Origin of the sequence: Psychrobacillus vulpis (assembly GCF_006861825.1) — a bacterium.
GTDB classification, from domain to species: Bacteria; Bacillota; Bacilli; order Bacillales_A; family Planococcaceae; genus Psychrobacillus; species Psychrobacillus vulpis.
Map to the genome: position 1 here is coordinate 191,332 of NZ_VDGI01000001.1, position 19,727 is coordinate 211,058.

Sequence of the window (19,727 nt, forward strand, 5' to 3'; positions counted from 1 at the left end):
CCTATTCATTATTTAAGCGGCTCATATTCTTTTACAAAAAATGTGCCTCCTTCTACATCAATAACTAGAACTTGTTTCCCATATTCGACTTCCTCATTGTCATATCCAACTGCTCGTTTCGAAATCACTCCATTTACTGTTTCAATGACAATTTCACCGAACCCATCAGTTGGTATAGGAACAATGACTTTCCCTACTTGCCCTTGTAATGATTCATCTGTATAAGCAGTAGAAACTTCTGCTGATGAGAGAGGTATAAGAATGAAGTAATACAATAAAAATGATAAAATACTTGAAACAATTAATGCAGTTACAATGATTACCGTATTACTCCACTCCGTAAGTTTTAACAGTATAAATCCGGTTGCACATACAAATAATATAAATGATAGAATGACAGTCGGGTTAAGAATCCCTGCATCCATGCCATCTATAGCATCCGCGAATAATACGTATAAAATTGTCACAAGCCCAACAATGATTAAACCGTATAAAAAAAGTTGTTCGATTTTTATCACCCCTTTGCTTCTTAATGTATATCTGCTTATATATACGGAAATTATTTCAGAAAGTTTCATATTTTTACTTTTTTACAAAAAATCTTCGAATAAAATATTATCTTCTTATTTTTCGACATTTAACTTCATTAATTGTAAAATTGAAATTATAAGCGCTTACATTTACTAATTTTCACCCTTATTTTAGGGAGTAATGTTACAGCATTGTAAATTTCGCTCGTCAGAAGTAAAAACTGTGTAGATTTTGTAATTTTTTTGTTATGATATTTTAGGTTAAATAGTACAAATAAAATTTCAAAGTCCAGGAGGCTTTTATGATTAGTTCAAAGAAAACAGACCCATTTTTTTCATCGCTATTAAAAATCGCTGAGAACGTACAAGAGGCTGCACATTACGCTGATGATTTTCGTATTGAAACTATTCCAGATTTGAAGGAAATTAGTGTTCATCTTAAAAATTATGAAACCGCAGGAGATTCCTTAATTCATGATTTAATCGTAATGTTGAATAAATCATTCATGACACCAATTGAGCGCGAAGATATCCTTCAATTAGCAAATTCAATGGATGATATTTTAGATGGAATTGATAATTTCACAGCTCATTTAGAAATGTTCTCTCTTATTGAGATTGATGAATCTATGCGTACATTTTTAGGGTATATCGTAAAAAGTACGGACGAAATTGTAAAAGCAATGGAACTTCTTGCTCAGAAAAAACTTCTTAAAATGCACGAACATTCTATCCTGATTAAAGACTACGAACGCAAATGTGACGAAGTATTACGCTCGTCTATTAAAAAATTATTCTTAAACGAAAAAGACCCAATCCGCATCATTCAGTTTAAGGACATATACGAACAATTAGAAGAGATCGCAGATTATTGTCAGAATGTAGCGAATACGCTTGAGACAATTATCATGCGAAATGCGTAGGAGTGCGTACATATGGACTCTATTCTCATTCTTACGATTCTTGTAGTAATTTTTGCTCTAGCTTTTGATTTCATCAATGGATTTCATGACACAGCAAATGCTATTGCAACTTCTGTTTCTACAAGAGCTTTAAAACCTAGAGTAGCTGTATTAATGGCCGCAATTATGAACTTTGTTGGGGCTCTTACTTTTACTGGAGTAGCTAAAACAATTACTAAAGATATTGTTGACCCATTCACGTTACAAAATGGTTCTCTTATTATTCTAGCTGCTTTATGTTCTGCTATTATATGGAATTTAGTAACTTGGTATTACGGAATTCCATCCAGTTCTTCTCATACATTAATTGGCTCTATCGCTGGTGCTGCCGTGTCAGCAGCTGGATTTGCCATATTAAACTGGGAAGGATTCATTAAAATAATTCAAGCTTTGCTCATTTCTCCATTCCTTGCTTTTGCAGTTGGATTTTTAATGATGTCTTTGTTCAAAGTACTCTTTAAAAACACAAGCCTATATGGGACAAACAAAGGATTTCGCACGTTCCAGATAGGAACTGCTGCACTTCAGTCATTTACACATGGTACAAATGACGCGCAAAAAGCAATGGGGATTATCACAATGGCTTTAATTGCTGCTGAGTGGCAATCAACCGACGATATACAGTTATGGGTACGAATTGCAGCTGCAACCGCAATGGGGCTTGGTACTTCTATAGGCGGTTACAAAATTATCAAAACGGTTGGCGGTAAAATAATGAAAATTCGTCCAATTAACGGAGCAGCAGCAGACTTATCATCAGCTCTTATCATTTTTGGTGCGACAACTATTCATTTACCAGTTTCCACAACACATGTAATTTCTTCCGCGATTATGGGGGTTGGATCTGCACAACGTGTGAAAGGTGTTAAGTGGGGGGTTGCTAAAAAGATCGTTATAACATGGATTATTACATTACCGATTTCTGCAATATTAGCAGGAGTTATCTTCCAAATACTTGACTTATTTTTCTAATAAGAACCTCGTCAGAAATGACGAGGTTCTTTTTGTATACATTATTCTTTTATTATTAATCCAAGGCTCTTTGCAAATCTAATAGCTTGTTCAGTAGATACAGTACAGTCAGTAAGGTTTTCCATAGACACAGTTAATTGTTCGTATGTATTTGTACTTAAATCGATGCCTTTTAGAGACGTCTCCGTAAAATTGACACCGTTTAACTCACATTTTTCAAAATTCACTTTATCAAAAGAAGTATCAATAAAATCAGCACTATTTAGCGTAACATGTTTAAATGCTACTTTCTTTAATTTTGAAAAGCTCATACTTGCGTAATTTGCAACCGATTCCTCTATTCTCACCTCAGTTAATCTACTTTGAGAAATATTCGTACCGAGTAATTTTGAGCTTCGAATTTCCACTCGGTGAAATACAGCGTCCCCAAAATCTACATTGGATAAGTCACATTTCTCAAATAAACAATCTATAAATTCTACTTGGCGAAATCGAATACCTTCCATTGAAATATTTTGAAAATGTATTTGATCAAAAATAATTTTCTCTTCTTGTTCCTCTTCTAGTTCTAAGGACGTTACAATTCCTTCAGAAACGTAATAATCTTCAAGTAGTGCATGATTTACATCTATTTCAGTTAAAGAGTTTGGTAACTTTGGCGGGGTTATTTTCACGGCTAATATTCCTCTCTTTTTCATTTCTATTATTTTAACATTATATTAGTATGTCCTTACATCTTTCCAGTACAATAAAGAAAGGTATGAAGTAAGGGGGAATTTTTTTTGCAAAAGTTATCCAATATAGTGACACGTTACTATAAAGCTATACTGATTATTTGGTTGATGTTATTTATTGTTTTAGCTATTTTTGCTGTACGTTTGCCTAGTTTATTAGAGGGGGACGGTTTTAAAACAGATGGAGAGCATCAACAGGTTATGGAAGAACTAACGAGTACATTTAATCTTCCAGCAGAAACGTTGTTTGTTGTTTTTGATAATAGAACCGATGACACGATAAAAAGGACATTGGACGATATTGAACAACTTGGTTTAGCTGAATCCATTCAATCGCCACTAGAAGATAATGCACTTTACAAAGATCATATTGCCTACGCTTTGCTTCATTTTAATAGCGATACAACCGATTTATCTGCGGTAGTAGACTCAATCAGAGAAGCCATTGATGGTGAAAAAGGTGTAACGTTAACAGGTGGAGCTGCCATAAATAAAGATATTAATACTGCAAGCCAAAAGGACTTGGCAAGTGCTGAAGCAATCGGACTACCAATTGCAATAATTGTTTTACTACTAGCCTTTGGAAGTGTAGTTGCAGCTTTTATCCCATTGGTTGTTGGAGTTATTACGGTTGTTTCTACCTTTGGAGTAATGACATTGTTCAGTAATACGATGGATTTATCAATATTTATCATGAATATCATCCCCATGCTCGGGCTTGCATTAAGTATTGATTTTGCTTTATTGCTCATTAATCGATATAAAGAAGAGCGGATGAAAAAATCGGTACAAGAAGCAGTTCAAATAGCAATCCAAACAGCTGGGCGTTCTATCATTTTCTCCGCGGTTTGTGTATTTATAGGACTAGGCGCAATGCTTGTAATGGAAGTGGAGATATTCCAAAACCTTGCTCTAGGTGGAATGTTGGTTGTATCGATGGCTGTGTTGGCTTCTATAACGTTACTACCTTCACTTTTATTATTAATCAAAGATCGGATAAATAAATGGACTATTTTAAAAGTAAAACCTGGTGCTTCTACTAGATGGCGTAATTTTGCTGCCTTTGTTATGAAACGACCAGTTCTATTAGTTTTTGTAGCCCTAATTATTTTAGGTATTGGAATTATTCCTGTAAAAGATATGAAGTTAGCTATTCCACAAGTGGATTCATTGCCTCTCTCTTATGACTCTCGCCAAGCATATGAATTGATGGACAAAGAATTTGGATTAGGTGAAAAATCGACCATCTATATAATCGCAGAACGAAAAGATGGCTGGGACAATACAGACGGCTTAAATGCAATGAAAAAATTAGAAGACCAATTACTAGATGACAAAAATGTAGATAGTGTCAATTCTATATTTTCAGCAATTCAAGTTTCTACAGTAGAGCAATGGGAACAGAATATGCAGGTTCCTGAAGTCCAAAGTCAATTGAAGCCGCTGTTCGAAACGTTCGTACAAGGTGAAAAGTTATTAGTTCCGGTAACCCTTAACTTAAATGGCTCTTCAGAAGAAGCACAGAATTGGGCACGCGATTGGTCTGAAAAAGAGTTAGATGTCGATATTATGCTTGGGGGCCACCCAAAATTCAATCAAGAAATTTTCGATGAAATATTTGATAAAGTAGGAGTATTACTAGCAATTATTTTAAGCTCCACTTTTATTATATTAATGGTTGCGTTCCGTTCGATATTAATTCCTTTAAAGGCCATTATTATGAATGTTATTGGCCTCTCATCTACTTTCGGTATACTCGTCTATATTTTCCAATACGGACATTTGGGCATAGAGGAAACAACAATAGCACTAATCATACCCGTTATTGTATTTAGTTTAGTATTCGGATTAAGTATGGACTACGAAGTGTTTTTAATTTCTCGTATCCAAGAAGAGTATTCAAAACATCTAGATAATACGGTAGCTACGATAGATGGACTTACTTCTACGAGTAAAATTATTACGTCAGCAGCCCTTATAATGATTGTTATAACTGGTGCTTTTGCGTTTACAGATGTAATGCCAGTCAAGCAAATTGGTGTAGGTATTGCGATTGCGGTCGCAATTGATGCATCGATCATTCGACTATTACTTGTTCCAAGTTTGATGAAATTATTTGGAAAGTGGAATTGGTGGATGCCCTTTAGCAAAGGACCATATAAACCAAATAATTGGCACTAAAAAAACTGCCAAGCGAAAAGTACATTTCGCTTGGCAGTTTTTAATTATTACTTAGAAATTATTTTTATACCATTCTTTCGCTGCTTGTACTTCGTCTTGTGTCAACTGGTGGCCATACATATGCCAGTATAGCTCTACCTTTCCTCCTGCATCAGTTAAGATAGAGCGCAGTTCCTCTGATTCAGCTGCTGGACACATAAAATCGTTTTTCCCTGCTCCTATAAATACTGGAGTGTGAGAAAGTTTCGGTACTTCGATGCCACGTCTTGGTACCATAGGATGGTGCAAAATAGCCCCTTTCAATACGTTTTCATATTGAAATAAAAGATTTCCCGCAATATTTGCTCCATTCGAGTAACCAATTGCCACTACATTACCTCTGTCGAATTCATAGTTCTCTGCTGCTTCATCGATGAAGTTTTTCAATTCCTCTGTTCGGAAAATTAAATCCTCTTCATCAAACACACCTTCTGCTAATCGTTTAAAAAAACGTGGCATTCCGTTTTCTAGTATGTTTCCACGGACACTTAATATATTTGCTTTCCCGTCTACTTCTTTCCCTAATGGAACTAGATCATGTTCATTCCCACCTGTTCCGTGTAAAAGCAATAATGTGGGACGAGCTGAATCTTCACCTTTATAAAAAACATGTTTCATGTTCATGCTCCCTCCTATTTATCTCGAATTCAAGATAATTATAACTTGATTAATTTGTTTGGTCAAATAATGTAACAAAACATTTGCATTGATAACCCCCATAGGTATAATATATATATTCCCGAGAGACCTGTAAGGAGAGAAGAAGATAATGGAGTTCAATGATCAAATGAAGAATAGAGTGAAACGTATCGAAGGCCAATTGAGAGGTATCTTGAAAATGATGGAGGAAGAAAAAGATTGCAAAGATGTAATCACACAGCTATCAGCTACTAGGTCTGCTGTCGACCGTACAATAGGTGTTATTGTTAGTTCAAATCTTGTTGATTGCGTTAGAAATGCAAACGAACAAGGCCAAGATGCAGATGTATTAGTCAAAGAAGCTGTAAACTTGCTAGTAAAAAGTAGATAAGATTGGTATTTATAATACCAGTCTACTCTTTTAAATAAAAGTATACCCCTATAGGTAATAAAAAAATGGAGGAAAAACGTGTCTGAAAAGAAAAGTACTACTATTGTTTTGTTTAGTGCAGATTATGACAAAGCAATGGCTGCATATATTTTTGCCAACGGTGCTTATTATCATTAGGTAACAATTTCCCATACATTTTGGGAGTATAATGCACGTGGGAAGATCCAATTGAAATTCCCACACTCTACCTTTTTAATTTCTAGAAAACCATTGAAAAAGGCGACACTCCTGCGGAATGGAATTAGCCGAAGACCCCTCTAGCTACCGAGGAGGCTGAGGAAACGTCCACCTCAAGGGAGCCGTTTCAACGATTTTCTTACCTATCGGACAACCCCTTTAAAAGGTCTTTTAGTTTTTGAGGCTCATCCACACGAATTGCAAATTCAGTTGCTTTCTTTTTTATTCCCATAAACATCGTTGCTTCTACTGGTTCATGTAAACGAATGATTGCTTGCGGTTCTATTTTTTCAAAATCCTTATATACAAATTGCAAAGTATTCTTATTCGGTAAAGCTGCCCCCCACTCCACTTCCTTAATGTTAGATAAAGAAACAATAATTCGGGAAGCCATCCCTTGTGTAATATATAGTTTCCCATTCTTAATTTCCATTGGATGAAGTCTTGTGATTTGAATGTCAGCTATTATAAAAAAGACCGAGTATACGTTCAGGACGAGTAAAATAATCGACAGAACGAGTGATTTTTCATGTAGCCACCAATGTATTCCGATTGTTTCAATCACAATGGCATGTATAAGCATAATATTCATCGCAACTGCACTCGTTTTCTCATGCATGGTAACTACACCCTCGTGACTAGGTGCTTTCTTCTTCCATGTAAACAAAGCATAATAAAACATTAAAAATTCGGACATTATTATACGAATGAAAACATTTTTTGTTGCTATTTTTTCAACTGATGGAAGTAGGCTATAAATTATATCCTCGTTCATTTCTTTCATTTCATTTCGAATTGCCGAAGCTTTACGTATTACGATAAAAATTAGCGCTATTTCTGCTAACACTAACAATGCTTCCAATGCAAGACCTGTGTACAGTATTTCCCTATAAGGTGCATACAGATTCGCTGGGATAAGAAATTTTGCTAACACAAGACCAAACACCATTAATCCAAGTGTTTGTTTTATAGAAATCTTAAATGCCAAATAAACTAAAAAAGGTGCAACAATCGCAAAATCAATTAGAGATCCTATCGCTACTCCGCTAGTTAGCGGAAGAGATAAAAAATCTGGAACTTCAGATTGATAAAGAAGAAAATTCGAAGTAAGTACTAGAAGAAGAAATGCCAATGCTAAATTAGCCTTTCGGGTTTTGCGATAAACCATATATATCCCTCCTTTTCTTTTATTATATCTTTCCTGTTGATAAAAACAGCATAAAAACCTCCCAAAAAAAGGTACAATTTTATGACTTCACAAAATATTTACTAGCTAAAAGAATTCATTTCCAAAAACAAATTCTTCTTTAGATTTCATTCACTTCCACAGAAATCAGGTAAATTTGAGTGTATGTAATCTCCGTCCATTAAGGACTTACCTCCCTCAAACAGAACGAGTGAGTACGTTTCTCCTGTCACTGTTTCAATATTTACACTATGTCCTTCTGGGAACTCCATTTCATGTGCACCTTCCCTACGACTATTATTAATTTCTTCTAACACTTTTGTCAGCATTTTTTCATCTGTTATTTCAATCCGTCTTTCGGAGTCCAAACATTGAATCGACATACTTTTTAACTCTTCTATAATGATAGGATTTCTAGAACTACATGATCCAAGTAATAACACGATCATGGATATAGTTAGAAACTTTTTTGAAGTAAACACTAATTCATCCCTCCTATTTCATCATATGGACGCTTTACTTATTACCTATACATATACACAACTGTATTTCTAAATTCCAACTAAACGTGCCATAATTCCAACTAAAAAAAGCTGCCCCATAAAATAACTTATGGAACAGCTCTTTTTATACTACTCTTTTTGTACCCTTCCACAAAATCGATCCGATCATTGTAATAAGCAGTACGATCAATCCTAAAACAAACGGATAAATAATATGCACATCATATAATAATCCTGCTAGGAGTGGACCTAATACATTTCCAATGCTCATATATGCATTATTCATCCCCATCGCAAAGCCTTGCTCTTGCCCAGCTAACTTCGATATTAATGTCGTAAGTACTGGACGCAATATAGAAGTGGAAAGGAAAATAATCATTGTAATTACGAAGAAAAATGCATAACTCGATGCTACAATCGAGAGGAAAAATCCTAAAGAGGCTATACCTAAAAATATCTTTAACACATTCGCTTCCCCAAAACGACGGACAACCCAGTCAACGGCAAATAACTGAACAATTACACTGACGATTCCAGTCGCTGTTACCATCCAAGCAATATCTTGTGGTGATGCCCCGAATTCATTATCTACAAAAAGTCCCAAAACAGATTCATATGCCATCAACCCAAAGCTCATTACAAGCGTAATAACTAGTGGTATAAAATATGGTTTCTTAAATGATTGGACTAGTTGCTTCATCATAGGATCAGGTTTTTGATCAGGAATGTTACTTTCCTCCAATTTACTTTCCTTTAATACAAACATGGAGAAAATAACGGCTGCAACTCCAACAATCGCAGAAATTAAGAGTGGCATTTTCAAACCGAAATCTGCTAAAAATCCGCCAATTCCGGGGCCAATAACAATACCAAGGGACATAGATGCGGAAATAAAACTATTTCCCTTTGCACGTTGATCCATTGTCGTAATATCTGCTACATATGCAAAGATTGCAGGTATTAATAACGCTGCACCAACACCGCCAATTACTCGTGAAACATACAAAATACTTACAGAATCAGAAAAATAAAATACAAACATAGATAATGCTAAGCCACTTAAACCTGCAATGATCATTATTCTTCTTCCATATTGATCTGCCCATTTCCCAGCAATCGGAGACATTACAAGCTGTGCTCCTGCAAAAATCGCTATCATTAATCCAGCTGCGGTTCCGCCTTGTCCGATAGACTTTAAATAGGCAGGTAAGATAGGAATAATAATCCCAAAACTTGCAACCGCAATAAACATATTTATCATTAAAACAAATAGTTTTTTTCTTTGATCTTTAGACATATTACACCTACTTTCTTGCAAAAGAGTACCATGCTTTTCCTTTCAAAACAAGAATTTCAATGTAGAACATTAAACCTTATCCACTCTGAAATAAAAAACTATCTGAAACCAAGTAACTTGGAATCCAGATAGCGAAGTTTTGATATAACTTTATTCATTTAGTTTTTCAATTGTTTTAGCAGATCCTTGCATAGGATATGATTCTGCTAGTGTTTCATATCCTACTTTTACTTCATCATATAATTTTAATTTATTTCGTTGATCCATCGTTAATGAAAACCAAGTGGCATCTTTTCCAGTGTCTATTGCTTCTTGGACAGAAAGATTTTTCACTTCGTCTACCGATAAATCACTTACAACCAAAATATTACCATCTTCATTAATATCTACAATAATACCTGTCATATAGCCGGTCGGTTGAGGTTGAGTTGGATTATCTTCGAAAAATTGCATAATAAAATAAAAGGTGGCTCCAATAGCAATGAATAGGACCGCCAAAATAAGTGCAACTGTAGATTTCCCTTTCAAATGAAATCCTCCTTATCTTGTCCCAACTTTACGAAAGCCTTCTTCTAAAAGATAAGATTTAGCTTCTTCATAAGAACCAAAGCTTTCCTCTAAGTTGTATCCATGATAAATATTCCAAAGCGTATCTTCTTGTAACAATGTTAACTTTGAGTTTTCTTTGTTCTTCCACTCTTCTTCTACTTCTTCATCAAAAAGTTCTTCTTCCTCTGTAGCTAAATAAGCAATAGAATCTTTAATCATTTGCCTTAATTCATCTGCCGAAGCTTCACGAATATTAACAAGACCTTTTTCTTTTGCGTCATACTGCGAAAGATCTCCTACATATACAAACCCGTTTCCATTTGGATGGAGGTGATATACAACAGTTGTTTTTTCATATAAGCTATCTTCATAATGGTAATTAACTCGTTTCATTGATACTTCTTTTCGAGTTAACTCCGGAAATTCTTGAATAATTGCTTCTTTTTCTTCAAATGTAAGCATGTGATTCCTCTTTCTTTTCGTTTTTCATTTGTCTAGTATAACATAATATTTACCCTCTTCGCGTCCACCATTCTGCAACGAGGATGAAACAAATGACTACAGCAATTGCAACCGCAAAAAACCAATCTGGTAGACTACTCAATTGTATTATTCCTCCTTGCTAATCTTTTGTACAAACCGATGGAAGTTACTCGATGTAATTCCTTCTACTTCTTCTGTAGAGTAGCTTTTTAATAGCTGTTCCACTAAATTTTGTGTTTTGGATGCATCTTCAAGTCCTAAGACAAATTCTCCGATTCCATCAAAGTCTGAACCCAATCCTACCAGATGTTTCCCACCAAGAGAAACAATATGATCTATATGCTTCACTAAGTCTTGTATCTCTAAAGGTTGTTTAGAATTGTTGATAAACTGTGGATAGTACACCACGTGAATTGGTGAATCTCTTTCGATTAATGCTTTTATTTGATCATCCGTTAAATTTCTTGGCGAATCACATATTGTCCTAGCATTTGAGTGACTTGCCATTAGCCACTTTGCTTTTGGTAACACATCCCAAAACGATTTTTCACTTAAGTGAGATACATCTATAATAATATTTTGTTCGTTTAGTAAAGTTACTACTTCTTCACCAAACGTAGTTAACCCTGTTCCTGAATTTTCAGATGCACCATCCGCAACTTCATTTGCACCATTCCACGTAAGCCCTACTAATCGAACGCCATGAGACAATAAAAGCTTTAGTTTTAATATGTCTCCTTCAATCATATCCAAGCCTTCTAAAGATAATACTGCCCCAATTTGTCCTTCTTTCAGCGTTTCGAGCTGATCCCATTGATAAATTGCAACTACATTCTCATGCTTCCCTACAATCTCTGTATGGAAAAATTCAATTTGACGAATGGCTTCCATAAAACGCTTTTCTTTTGGAAAACCTTCCGAAACAAACACTGCAAATAACTGCAAAGCTATTTCTCCTGCTTCTAATAGCTTTTTATTTGCTTGAAGCAAGGAAGAATCTTCGAAAGAGAGTGGCGTGTCAGCTTTTGCTAATTTATATAGTACATCACAATGTAAATCGTATACTTTCATTTGCTTTTCCTCCTAAAAAAACCGGCACTCTATTCAAAGAGATACCGGTTAAATTTTTATAATAATTCTGCTCGAAGTTGTGCTGCCGACTTTGGCGATAAAAGTCCAAATGGAATATCATAAACTGTTTTCGCTCCACTTTGGCCCAATTGTCCCAATCGATAAGCAGCTCGTGCAAAAGCAACTAATACACTTGAAGTAAAATTAGGATTACTTTCTAATTTTAATGAAAACTCCATCAGTTGTCGGTCTTGATTACCACTTACCCCACTTCTAATAACGAACCCTCCATGAGGCATACCACTATGATTTTTTTCAAGTTCTTCTTCCGAAATAAAATGCACCGTAGTATCATAATCTGCAAAATAGTTCGGCATAGTAATGATTTGTTGCTCAACTTCTTTTCGACTTGCACCTTCCTCTAACACAACAAAACATTCTCTCTTATGTTTTTCTCGCGTTGAAAGTTCAGGCTGTTCCCCGTTTCTTACTCTGTCTACCGCTTCCTGCACAGGAAGTGTATATTGTACTGCATTTTTTACACCAACAATTCGGCGTACAGCATCTGAATGCCCTTGGCTTAAGCCATCTCCCCAAAATGTGTACGTATTTCCTACAGGCAGCACAACTTCACCCAATAATCTATTTAATGAAAATAAACCTGGATCCCATCCAACCGAAATAATGCTTACTTTATCAGACATTTTGGCAGTTTTGTCCACTTTCTCAAAAAATTCAGGAATCAACGCATGCGTGTCAAAACTATCAATTGTATGGAACCATTGAGAAATTTCAGGCGTTTGTTCTGGCAAATCTTTAGCAGATCCTCCACATAAAATCATTACATCTATTTTATCTTGAAAATCTTTAATATCCTCTACTAAATATACGCCAACCGAATCGTTACTAACTTGAATTGTTGAAGGGTTACGTCTCGTAAAAACCGCCACTAGCTCCATATCTGGATTTTGCATAACAGCTAGTTCAACTCCACGTCCTAAATTACCGTACCCAACAATACCAATTCGAATTTTACTCATTTACTTCTTCCTCCATTGTGTTCATCGTTACTAATTAAAATAACTGTATAACTTATAACAGTCAATGGATAATTATTCAGGAGCTTCGCCTGCAAATCCAAGCCATTCTTCTTTTGATGGTCCATACATTCCTGGAACAACTAGACCCGCTTGGCGCATAAGAACAGTCATTTGTCCTCTGTGGTGTATTTGATGTGAAACTAATATTTGTAAAATCGTTGCAACTGACCATGTTTCTCCGTACATGTCCTTTTTCTCTTGAAGACTTTCATCAGTCCATTGCTCTTTTATCGCTTGAACCATAGCATCACTTGATTTTTTATACTCATCAGCAATCGTTTTTGCATGTTCTGGAAGCGGTGCATCATGTGATGTAGCTGTAAATTGTAAACCTGTTTGTCCAATCATTTCATGGATTGTAACAACTATATGCCAAGCAAGTCGACCTAAAGATCGACCTTCCTCATATACTTTTTGATGTAAAGACTCATCCGTTAATGTATTTAAAATCTTCAGCGTCGAATCACTTTCATGTTGCCAATTCGTTAAAAAATCATCTAGTTTTCTAATCATATAACACCCTCCAATTTAAGTTTATAAAGTATATTTCGATACAGAATAAGTAGAATCCTGCTTTCAACCACTTTCTTTCCGAATAGATATTACTGCTCGGTTATGGTAGACTAAAGGACAGACAATAAGAGGACGTGAGCGAATTGATTAAAATCGAATTACCAAAACCAACTATTACTATTACTCAACGTGAACAAGTGCTGAAAGAAGGCGAACTAGAAATTCCATCGATTTATGGATTCATCGACTTCCACCAAATCCCTCGTGATAAAGGCGGAATTTTTATGTTTTATAACAAAAATGATGAGCTTTTATTCGTAGGAAAAGCACGTAAAATTAGACAACGCATCAAAAAACACTTCGAGGATAATGTTTCACCGATGATTAAACATCGTGAAGAAGTATACAAAATAAGTGTATGTGTTGTTGAAGAACCAATGGATCGTGAAATCTACGAAACGTATGCAATCAATACACTAAAAGCAAAATACAATATCGAAAAAGTATTCTACAAGTAACAATAATTCCCATGTCACTACTAGGTGTCATGGGAATTTCTTATTTTATAGAAATTTTCGTCCTGCGCAAAGCTCGTCGCAGAAAATCATTTCCAGTTTCAGTATTCATAGATTGTTTGGCAATTCTATTCCCCTTTTTCAAAAATACTTGTACTGTGCTTTGGTTGAACACGTGATTTCGGATCAATAAATGTTTTAATATGACTGATTGCATTCGGCACCTCGCCAAAACCAACCGCAATTAGTTTTACTTTCCCACCATGCGTGCATACATCTCCTGCAGCATATATCCCCTCTATATTCGTCTCCATTTTTTCATTTACTACTATGGAGTTTTTTTCCATATTAAGTCCCCAATCTTTTAGAGGACCAAGCGAGGCGACATTACCGTAGTTAACAATGACATGATCGACTGGAATTCGTTGTTCTGATTTATCTTTCCCAACTATAATAACTTCTTGAACATTCTGACCATCACCGATTACTTCTTTTATTCCATATGGTGTTTTTACTTGTACTTTCGATTGTTGTAGCTGTTGAACCGTCATTTCATGAGCTGTAAATTGCTCTTTTCGATGACAAATGGTTACATTCGAAGCAACATTCTCTAACATTAAGGACCAATCCAGTGCAGAGTCTCCTCCACCTAAAACAAGTACATTTGAGCCATTGAAATGATTTATATCTTGGACTTTGTAATGAAGGTTTTTCCCTTCATACTCTGCTGCTCCCGGTACGTTTAACTTACGAGGTTGGAAAGAACCTATTCCAGAAGTAAGCAAAATAGTTTTTGAATAATGCACTGTTTTATCCGTCGTTAATACAAAATGATCAGATAATTTTTCAAACGAAATAACGGATTCTTCTAGGCAAACGGTCGGGTTACTGTATGCAGCTTGCTCTTCCAAATTCGCTACTAAATCTTTAGCTAAGATCTTCGGGATGCCACCTATATCATAAATATATTTATCTGGGTAAAGCTCCATTAGCTGACCACCAAGCTGAGGTAAGCTATCTATTATTTTCACTTTTAAATCACGTAGTCCAGCGTAAAAAGAAGCAAACAACCCTGTTGGACCACCGCCAATAATGATTACATCATATAAATTATCGTCCATACTTGTTTTCACCCCACTGCTAATAAGAAAATGTAAATAATTCTCAACAATACCGTATCATATATTGAACATACCTTACAGAAATCGGTTTCGTATTTCTGGAGATGGAATTGTACAGCTGTCCTTTTTCCCAAACCATTTGTATCTATTTTTAGCGACTAGTTTGTACATAATATCACTTATGTACTTAGGAATTACTATGAATGGATAAAATACCTTCCACATTCCCTTTAAATTTTTACATATTACAAGCGCAGCATCGGAGGAATCATATACTTTATTATTTTCAATTACTATTACGCCATCCAGTTTTTCTGGTATTCGATATTTCTTTTTAAGTTCTATCCCAATATCACTTTGCAAAGCTGCAAAACGAAAGTATCCATTTGGATCTCTTGCAATAATGAATTGAACACTGGAATCGCAAAAGTTACATTCCCCATCGAATAAGACAATAGCAGTCATATGAATTCCTCCTTTTCTTTAGTTTACTATAGTGCATATTGTTTTGCTTAGTTAACCTGTTTGGTAGATTCAACAACTTTTTACGGTATGATAATAAAAAATCATAAAAAAGATGTCTCAAAAGCCGCATGGACTTAGGAGACATCCCACATATTCACTGTTTATCGGACGGTGTGTCAGAAGAACCGACTTCTTCTAAATCATCAAAGCTGTTCTCATAATCACGAATTCTAGGATCTTCATCATCCACTGGCTGATCGGTGGATGAATTTAAAATAGATTCTTCTACTGGACGAATCGACTCATCGACCTCTTGTTGCGCATGTTCTACACAAGTTGTTGCAGTGGGAACCGCCTCCAATCTTTCCATTGGAATTTCCTTCGAACATACTGAACATACTCCGTACGTACCTTCCTTAATTGCCGTTAAAGCTTCTTTTATATCGTTTATCTCATCTTCTGAGTGTTTTCTTAATGCTAAACGCGTATGTTTGTCTGTTAAGTCCGTTGCATTATCAGCAGGATGATTATCGTAATTAGATAATTCGGTTGTTTCAAATTCCTCATCGTTTTCCATACTATGTTCAAGCTCGTCTAAACGCTTTTCTAATGTATCTTTTATATCATCGTATTTCGACATTGAGATTCCTCCTTCATTAATATAAGGATTCCCATATTTCATCGAAATAAAACTATTTGTACATCACGATTTAGGAATAATAAATATTGGTATAACTGTGCACGATGATGAACTAAATGGTTCACAATTTGGATAAACCACTCTGCAGAGTTGTACTCACTTCCCCAATATGTTGTAAATTTATTTGTTAATTGTTCTTCTGTCAATGTTTCAATATGCTGAATCAGTTCACGTATACCTGTAGTAAATTGAACTTTTACATTCTTTATATCTTTTGGCAAAGTCGAATCATAGTATAAAGTCATTTGCTGTTCCGAATAACCTTTTAGAATATGCAAATCTCCCTGTGGAATTTGTGAAAGGTGTACACAAACTTCCCAAACACTCATTTTATCTGGAATTGGACGATTATGCAGGAAGTTTTCATCTATGTGATCCAGTAAACTCTCAATTGTATTCGCAACAAATTGTAGTTGCGCTATTGTTTCTTTAATCATTTTTACTTTCCTTTCCTTCGCCAGTTTTCATAATAGTACATTACTTTATGTAGCTTTCATATACCTTTTCATTACATTATTTTTTGAAATAGAAATATTATAAATATAAGGAGTGGTTGTAATGGGAATTCATAAATTTTTTATGAGCATGAACGATTTAGAAAGGATTATACGCTGTCCTGGACGATTTAAATTTGAAGAGCATAATGTGGCTGCGCATTCTTGGAAGGTTTCTCAGTATGCAATGTTCTTTGCTACTATTGAAGAAAATAATGGTATAATTATTAACTGGAAATCATTATACGAAAAAACTATTAACCATGACTTTGCAGAAATTTTTATAGGTGATATTAAAACTCCTGTAAAACATGCTTCACCAGAACTGAAACAAATGCTTACTCATGTGGAAGAAAAAATGATGGAAAAATTTATATTAAATGAAATCCCAAAAGAGTTTCAACCAGTCTTTTTTGAACGAATGAAAGAAGGTAAAGATGCAACTGTTGAAGGAAGATTACTAGAACTAGCAGACAAGCTGGACCAAGTATATGAAGCTTTTGCAGAGTTGCAACGTGGAAATACAGATGCGGAATTTTTAAAAATGTATGAAACTGCTTTGAGAAAAATTCTTCAAATACAACTACCTAAAAGTGTTTCTTATTTTAAAGAAGTCATGCTCCAAGATATAATGGCAGAGGAATCTGTTATTGATGTTAAATCTATTACATTGAAAATTCTTGTAGAATAAAATAATTTGAGGGAAAAATACGATATATTGTATAATATAGTGTATAATATTATTGAACTATTAAGATAATTGAGGGAGGGTTATAATATGCCTATACCAGTTAATCATGCTAAACCTGTCCGCACGACCGCTAAGCTCCACGCTTTCAATCAATTACAGCAGTGGATCATCGATGGTACACTTCAGCCCGAAGAGAAACTAAACGATATAGAGCTTGCACAAGCATTAGGGGTCAGTAGAACTCCTATAAGAGAATCATTGCAACTTTTAGAATCTCAAGGTTTTGTAACGATGCAGCCTGGAAAAGCAACTCAAGTTACAGCTGTACAAACAGAGGATATCAATAATCTGTTACCTCCATTAGCTGTATTGCAAGCGCTTTCAGCAGAGCTTGCCATTACAAATATGGATAATGATACTCTACAACTGTTGGAAGAAAAAAACAAGCAATTTGCAGATGCACTCTATGCAAAAGAATTCACTACTGCTTTAAAGGTGGACGAAGAATTCCATCAAATTATTGTAGATAGCGCTAATAATCCATACATACTCTCTATGATAGAGATGCTACAAGCACATGTACGTAGGTTATTCTATTACGAAAAGATAATATTAAGAGAGCATTCCATCGAGCAACATGCTGAGATTATCCGTCTACTTCGAGAAAAAGATGCTCAAAGATTAGCAGAAACAATGCGTGCAAATTGGATTTACACAATTGAAGAATTTTAAGAAAGACGCAAGCGCCCTTTAAGTGCATTTCCCGGGTGCTTTGACCTCACATATACTTACCGTCTGTTTTAGAGGAGCTGGAAGTGATTTCGTCACTTCCAGCTCCTCTATTTTTAGTTATATTATGAAGGATGTTTGTCCATCACCTTCTTGAATCAGAAATGGGAATAGTGCATTTGGTTTGGATAATGAAAATATCTAAAAAAGGGCCCACTATGAAGTGGCCCCTTTTCTTTTATACTGTTTTCGTTTGTACTTTTTGAATCTTCGAGATTATGCCAGTAATAACTGTAACAACTAAAACTGGAATTAGCCAGCCTAAACCTACGTCGTAAAAAGGCAAATAATTTTCGTAAAGTGCTACAATTGGTTTCATCCATTCATAATATTCGATGTCCAGAGAACTACATAATGCTTTAAAACCATCGATAACACTAATTAAAAACGTTATGAACATAACACTTACATACACAAGTCTTGCATGGTTAAATAAAGGTGAAAGAAACGTTAACAAGATTAGCACAATTGCTAAAGGATACAACAACATCAACACTGGAATAGAATAAGTAATAATGTTCGATAATCCAAAGTTAGCAATAATACAAGTAAACACACTGAAGAAAATTACGAATGTCTTATAACTAATTTTCGGCATTAATGTGTGGAAGTACTCTCCACATGCTGTAGTTAATCCAATACTTGTAGTTAAACAAGCCAAGAAAATAACAACAGATAAAAGAACTGCTCCAAAAGATCCGAAATAATGGCCAGATGCACTACTTAATACTGGACCTCCATTTTCAAATAAACCGAAAAGCTCTGTACTTGTCGCTCCCAAATATGCAATACCGGTATAAATAACTCCTAAAAAGAAAATGGCAATCCCGCCAGACTTTGCGGTTGCAACGATAATTCCTTTTGTTGATGTTACCCCCATCTCACGTATTGCAGTAATTACGATAATACCAAATACTAATGAAGCTAATGCATCCATCGTATTGTATCCTTCTAAAAAGCCTGTCATGAATGCGTTGTCCACATAACTTCCATGTGGTGACTCAAATCCACCCATTGGTTTGATGACAACAAACAATAGTAAAACAAATAACCCAATAATAATTCCTGGAGATAGATACTTTCCTACATTATCTACAATTTTAGATGGATTCAGTGAAAATAATAACGTCACTCCAAAGAATATTATTGTAAATATTAATAAACCTATTTGGCCATAGTCTGGATTAATGAAAGGCAAAACTCCTACTTCGTACGATACAGCACCAGTTCTTGGTAATGCAAAAAATGGTCCAATAGTTAAGTACAATAAAGATGTAAATATAACAGCAAATACAGGATGCACTCTACTTGATAAGTCTTGTAAGTTTTTACTACCTGAAAAACCCATTGCAAGTGTACCTAAGAAAGGTAGCCCTATCCCAGTTGCTAAAAATCCTAAAACCGCCCACCACACATTTGTTCCTGCGTTCTGTCCTAAACTCGCTGGAAAGATTAAGTTACCAGCTCCAAAAAATAAAGCAAATAGCATTACTCCAATAACAAGATAATTGGAAAATGATAATTTCTTACTCATTTATTCTGCCTCCTGTAAATGATACCAAAAT

23 protein-coding genes and 1 pseudogene are annotated in these 19,727 nt (G+C 35.1%); 8 read left to right on the forward strand and 16 right to left on the reverse strand.

The annotated features are described in order from the left end of the window. Nucleotides 1-8: 8 nt before the first annotated feature. A complete protein-coding gene (locus FG384_RS00920) occupies nt 9-518 on the reverse strand; it encodes an NfeD family membrane protein (protein WP_476748476.1) in 510 nt (169 codons plus the stop codon). Between the two features lie 314 nt (nt 519-832). Here FG384_RS00920 and FG384_RS00925 point away from each other — a divergent pair, with 314 nt between their 5' ends. Together FG384_RS00925 and FG384_RS00930 are read left to right on the forward strand one after the other, a co-directional pair. Beyond that, a complete protein-coding gene (locus tag FG384_RS00925; protein ID WP_142640677.1) occupies nt 833-1,453 on the forward strand; it encodes a DUF47 domain-containing protein in 621 nt (206 codons plus the stop codon). 12 nt (nt 1,454-1,465) lie between these two features. Next, nucleotides 1,466-2,464: an inorganic phosphate transporter gene (locus tag FG384_RS00930; protein WP_142640678.1), complete on the forward strand. Its 999-nt coding sequence runs from the start codon at nt 1,466-1,468 to the stop codon at nt 2,462-2,464. Between the two features lie 41 nt (nt 2,465-2,505). On the opposite strand, the gene FG384_RS00935 is transcribed toward FG384_RS00930, so the two are convergent. Beyond that, a complete protein-coding gene (locus FG384_RS00935) occupies nt 2,506-3,138 on the reverse strand; it encodes a pentapeptide repeat-containing protein (protein ID WP_142640679.1) in 633 nt (210 codons plus the stop codon). 108 nt (nt 3,139-3,246) lie between these two features. On the opposite strand from FG384_RS00935, the gene FG384_RS00940 reads away from it, so the two are divergent. Next, nucleotides 3,247-5,379, forward strand: coding sequence for an MMPL family transporter (locus FG384_RS00940; protein ID WP_142640680.1), 2,133 nt, complete (start codon nt 3,247-3,249; stop codon nt 5,377-5,379). A gap of 51 nt (nt 5,380-5,430) precedes the next feature. On the opposite strand, the gene FG384_RS00945 is transcribed toward FG384_RS00940, so the two are convergent. Beyond that, the gene (locus tag FG384_RS00945) at nt 5,431-6,036 is read right to left on the reverse strand and encodes an alpha/beta hydrolase (RefSeq protein WP_142640681.1); all 606 of its coding nucleotides are present in this window, start codon (nt 6,034-6,036) and stop codon (nt 5,431-5,433) included. A 151-nt stretch (nt 6,037-6,187) separates the two neighbouring features. Here FG384_RS00945 and FG384_RS00950 point away from each other — a divergent pair, with 151 nt between their 5' ends. Then, nucleotides 6,188-6,448 carry a metal-sensitive transcriptional regulator gene (locus FG384_RS00950; RefSeq protein WP_142640682.1) on the forward strand — a complete coding sequence of 87 codons (261 nt, stop codon included), beginning with the start codon at nt 6,188-6,190 and terminating at the stop codon, nt 6,446-6,448. Between the two features lie 78 nt (nt 6,449-6,526). Further along, a pseudogene (locus FG384_RS20500) lies at nt 6,527-6,622 on the forward strand (DsrE/DsrF/DrsH-like family protein); the annotation flags it as partial. Nucleotides 6,623-6,824: 202 nt separating this feature from the next. Here the strand turns inward: FG384_RS20500 and FG384_RS00955 are convergent. From FG384_RS00955 to FG384_RS00990, 8 genes are all read right to left on the reverse strand, one after another. Further along, complete coding sequence (locus tag FG384_RS00955; protein WP_142640683.1) at nt 6,825-7,853, reverse strand: beta-carotene 15,15'-monooxygenase; 1,029 nt, start codon at nt 7,851-7,853, stop codon at nt 6,825-6,827. A 146-nt stretch (nt 7,854-7,999) separates the two neighbouring features. Beyond that, complete coding sequence (locus FG384_RS00960) at nt 8,000-8,353, reverse strand: hypothetical protein (RefSeq protein ID WP_142640684.1); 354 nt, start codon at nt 8,351-8,353, stop codon at nt 8,000-8,002. A gap of 145 nt (nt 8,354-8,498) precedes the next feature. Next, complete coding sequence (locus FG384_RS00965) at nt 8,499-9,671, reverse strand: MFS transporter (RefSeq protein ID WP_142640685.1); 1,173 nt, start codon at nt 9,669-9,671, stop codon at nt 8,499-8,501. Between the two features lie 150 nt (nt 9,672-9,821). Further along, nucleotides 9,822-10,199 (reverse strand): DUF3221 domain-containing protein, encoded by a 378-nt coding sequence (locus tag FG384_RS00970; RefSeq protein WP_142640686.1) that lies wholly within the window; start codon nt 10,197-10,199, stop codon nt 9,822-9,824. 12 nt (nt 10,200-10,211) lie between these two features. Beyond that, on the reverse strand, nt 10,212-10,682 hold the full coding sequence (locus tag FG384_RS00975) for a hypothetical protein (RefSeq protein WP_142640687.1): 471 nt from the start codon (nt 10,680-10,682) through the stop codon (nt 10,212-10,214). 147 nt (nt 10,683-10,829) lie between these two features. Next, on the reverse strand, nt 10,830-11,774 hold the full coding sequence (locus tag FG384_RS00980) for a dipeptidase (RefSeq protein WP_142640688.1): 945 nt from the start codon (nt 11,772-11,774) through the stop codon (nt 10,830-10,832). Nucleotides 11,775-11,830: 56 nt separating this feature from the next. Next, complete coding sequence (locus FG384_RS00985) at nt 11,831-12,814, reverse strand: diaminopimelate dehydrogenase (protein ID WP_142640689.1); 984 nt, start codon at nt 12,812-12,814, stop codon at nt 11,831-11,833. Nucleotides 12,815-12,886: 72 nt separating this feature from the next. Beyond that, a complete protein-coding gene (locus FG384_RS00990; protein WP_142640690.1) occupies nt 12,887-13,387 on the reverse strand; it encodes a DinB family protein in 501 nt (166 codons plus the stop codon). Nucleotides 13,388-13,530: 143 nt separating this feature from the next. Between FG384_RS00990 and FG384_RS00995 the strand changes: the two genes are divergently transcribed. Then, nucleotides 13,531-13,905 (forward strand): nucleotide excision repair endonuclease, encoded by a 375-nt coding sequence (locus FG384_RS00995; RefSeq protein WP_142640691.1) that lies wholly within the window; start codon nt 13,531-13,533, stop codon nt 13,903-13,905. 125 nt (nt 13,906-14,030) lie between these two features. Here the strand turns inward: FG384_RS00995 and FG384_RS01000 are convergent, their stop codons facing one another. From FG384_RS01000 to FG384_RS01015, 4 genes are all read right to left on the reverse strand, one after another. Beyond that, complete coding sequence (locus FG384_RS01000) at nt 14,031-15,023, reverse strand: NAD(P)/FAD-dependent oxidoreductase (RefSeq protein WP_142640692.1); 993 nt, start codon at nt 15,021-15,023, stop codon at nt 14,031-14,033. A 75-nt stretch (nt 15,024-15,098) separates the two neighbouring features. Further along, a complete protein-coding gene (locus tag FG384_RS01005; protein ID WP_142640693.1) occupies nt 15,099-15,488 on the reverse strand; it encodes a thiol-disulfide oxidoreductase DCC family protein in 390 nt (129 codons plus the stop codon). A gap of 154 nt (nt 15,489-15,642) precedes the next feature. Next, entirely contained in the window at nt 15,643-16,128 is a 486-nt protein-coding gene (locus tag FG384_RS01010; RefSeq protein WP_142640694.1) for a TraR/DksA C4-type zinc finger protein, read from the reverse strand. A 38-nt stretch (nt 16,129-16,166) separates the two neighbouring features. Continuing rightward, the gene (locus FG384_RS01015; protein WP_142640695.1) at nt 16,167-16,625 is read right to left on the reverse strand and encodes a DinB family protein; all 459 of its coding nucleotides are present in this window, start codon (nt 16,623-16,625) and stop codon (nt 16,167-16,169) included. A gap of 121 nt (nt 16,626-16,746) precedes the next feature. Between FG384_RS01015 and FG384_RS01020 the strand changes: the two genes are divergently transcribed. Then, a complete protein-coding gene (locus FG384_RS01020; protein ID WP_142640696.1) occupies nt 16,747-17,373 on the forward strand; it encodes a YfbR-like 5'-deoxynucleotidase in 627 nt (208 codons plus the stop codon). Between the two features lie 87 nt (nt 17,374-17,460). Then, nucleotides 17,461-18,105, forward strand: coding sequence for a GntR family transcriptional regulator (locus FG384_RS01025; RefSeq protein ID WP_142640697.1), 645 nt, complete (start codon nt 17,461-17,463; stop codon nt 18,103-18,105). A gap of 235 nt (nt 18,106-18,340) precedes the next feature. On the opposite strand, the gene brnQ is transcribed toward FG384_RS01025, so the two are convergent. Then, nucleotides 18,341-19,696, reverse strand: a complete 1,356-nt coding sequence (gene brnQ, locus FG384_RS01030) for a branched-chain amino acid transport system II carrier protein (protein WP_142640698.1) — start codon at nt 19,694-19,696, stop codon at nt 18,341-18,343. Nucleotides 19,697-19,727: the final 31 nt, after the last annotated feature.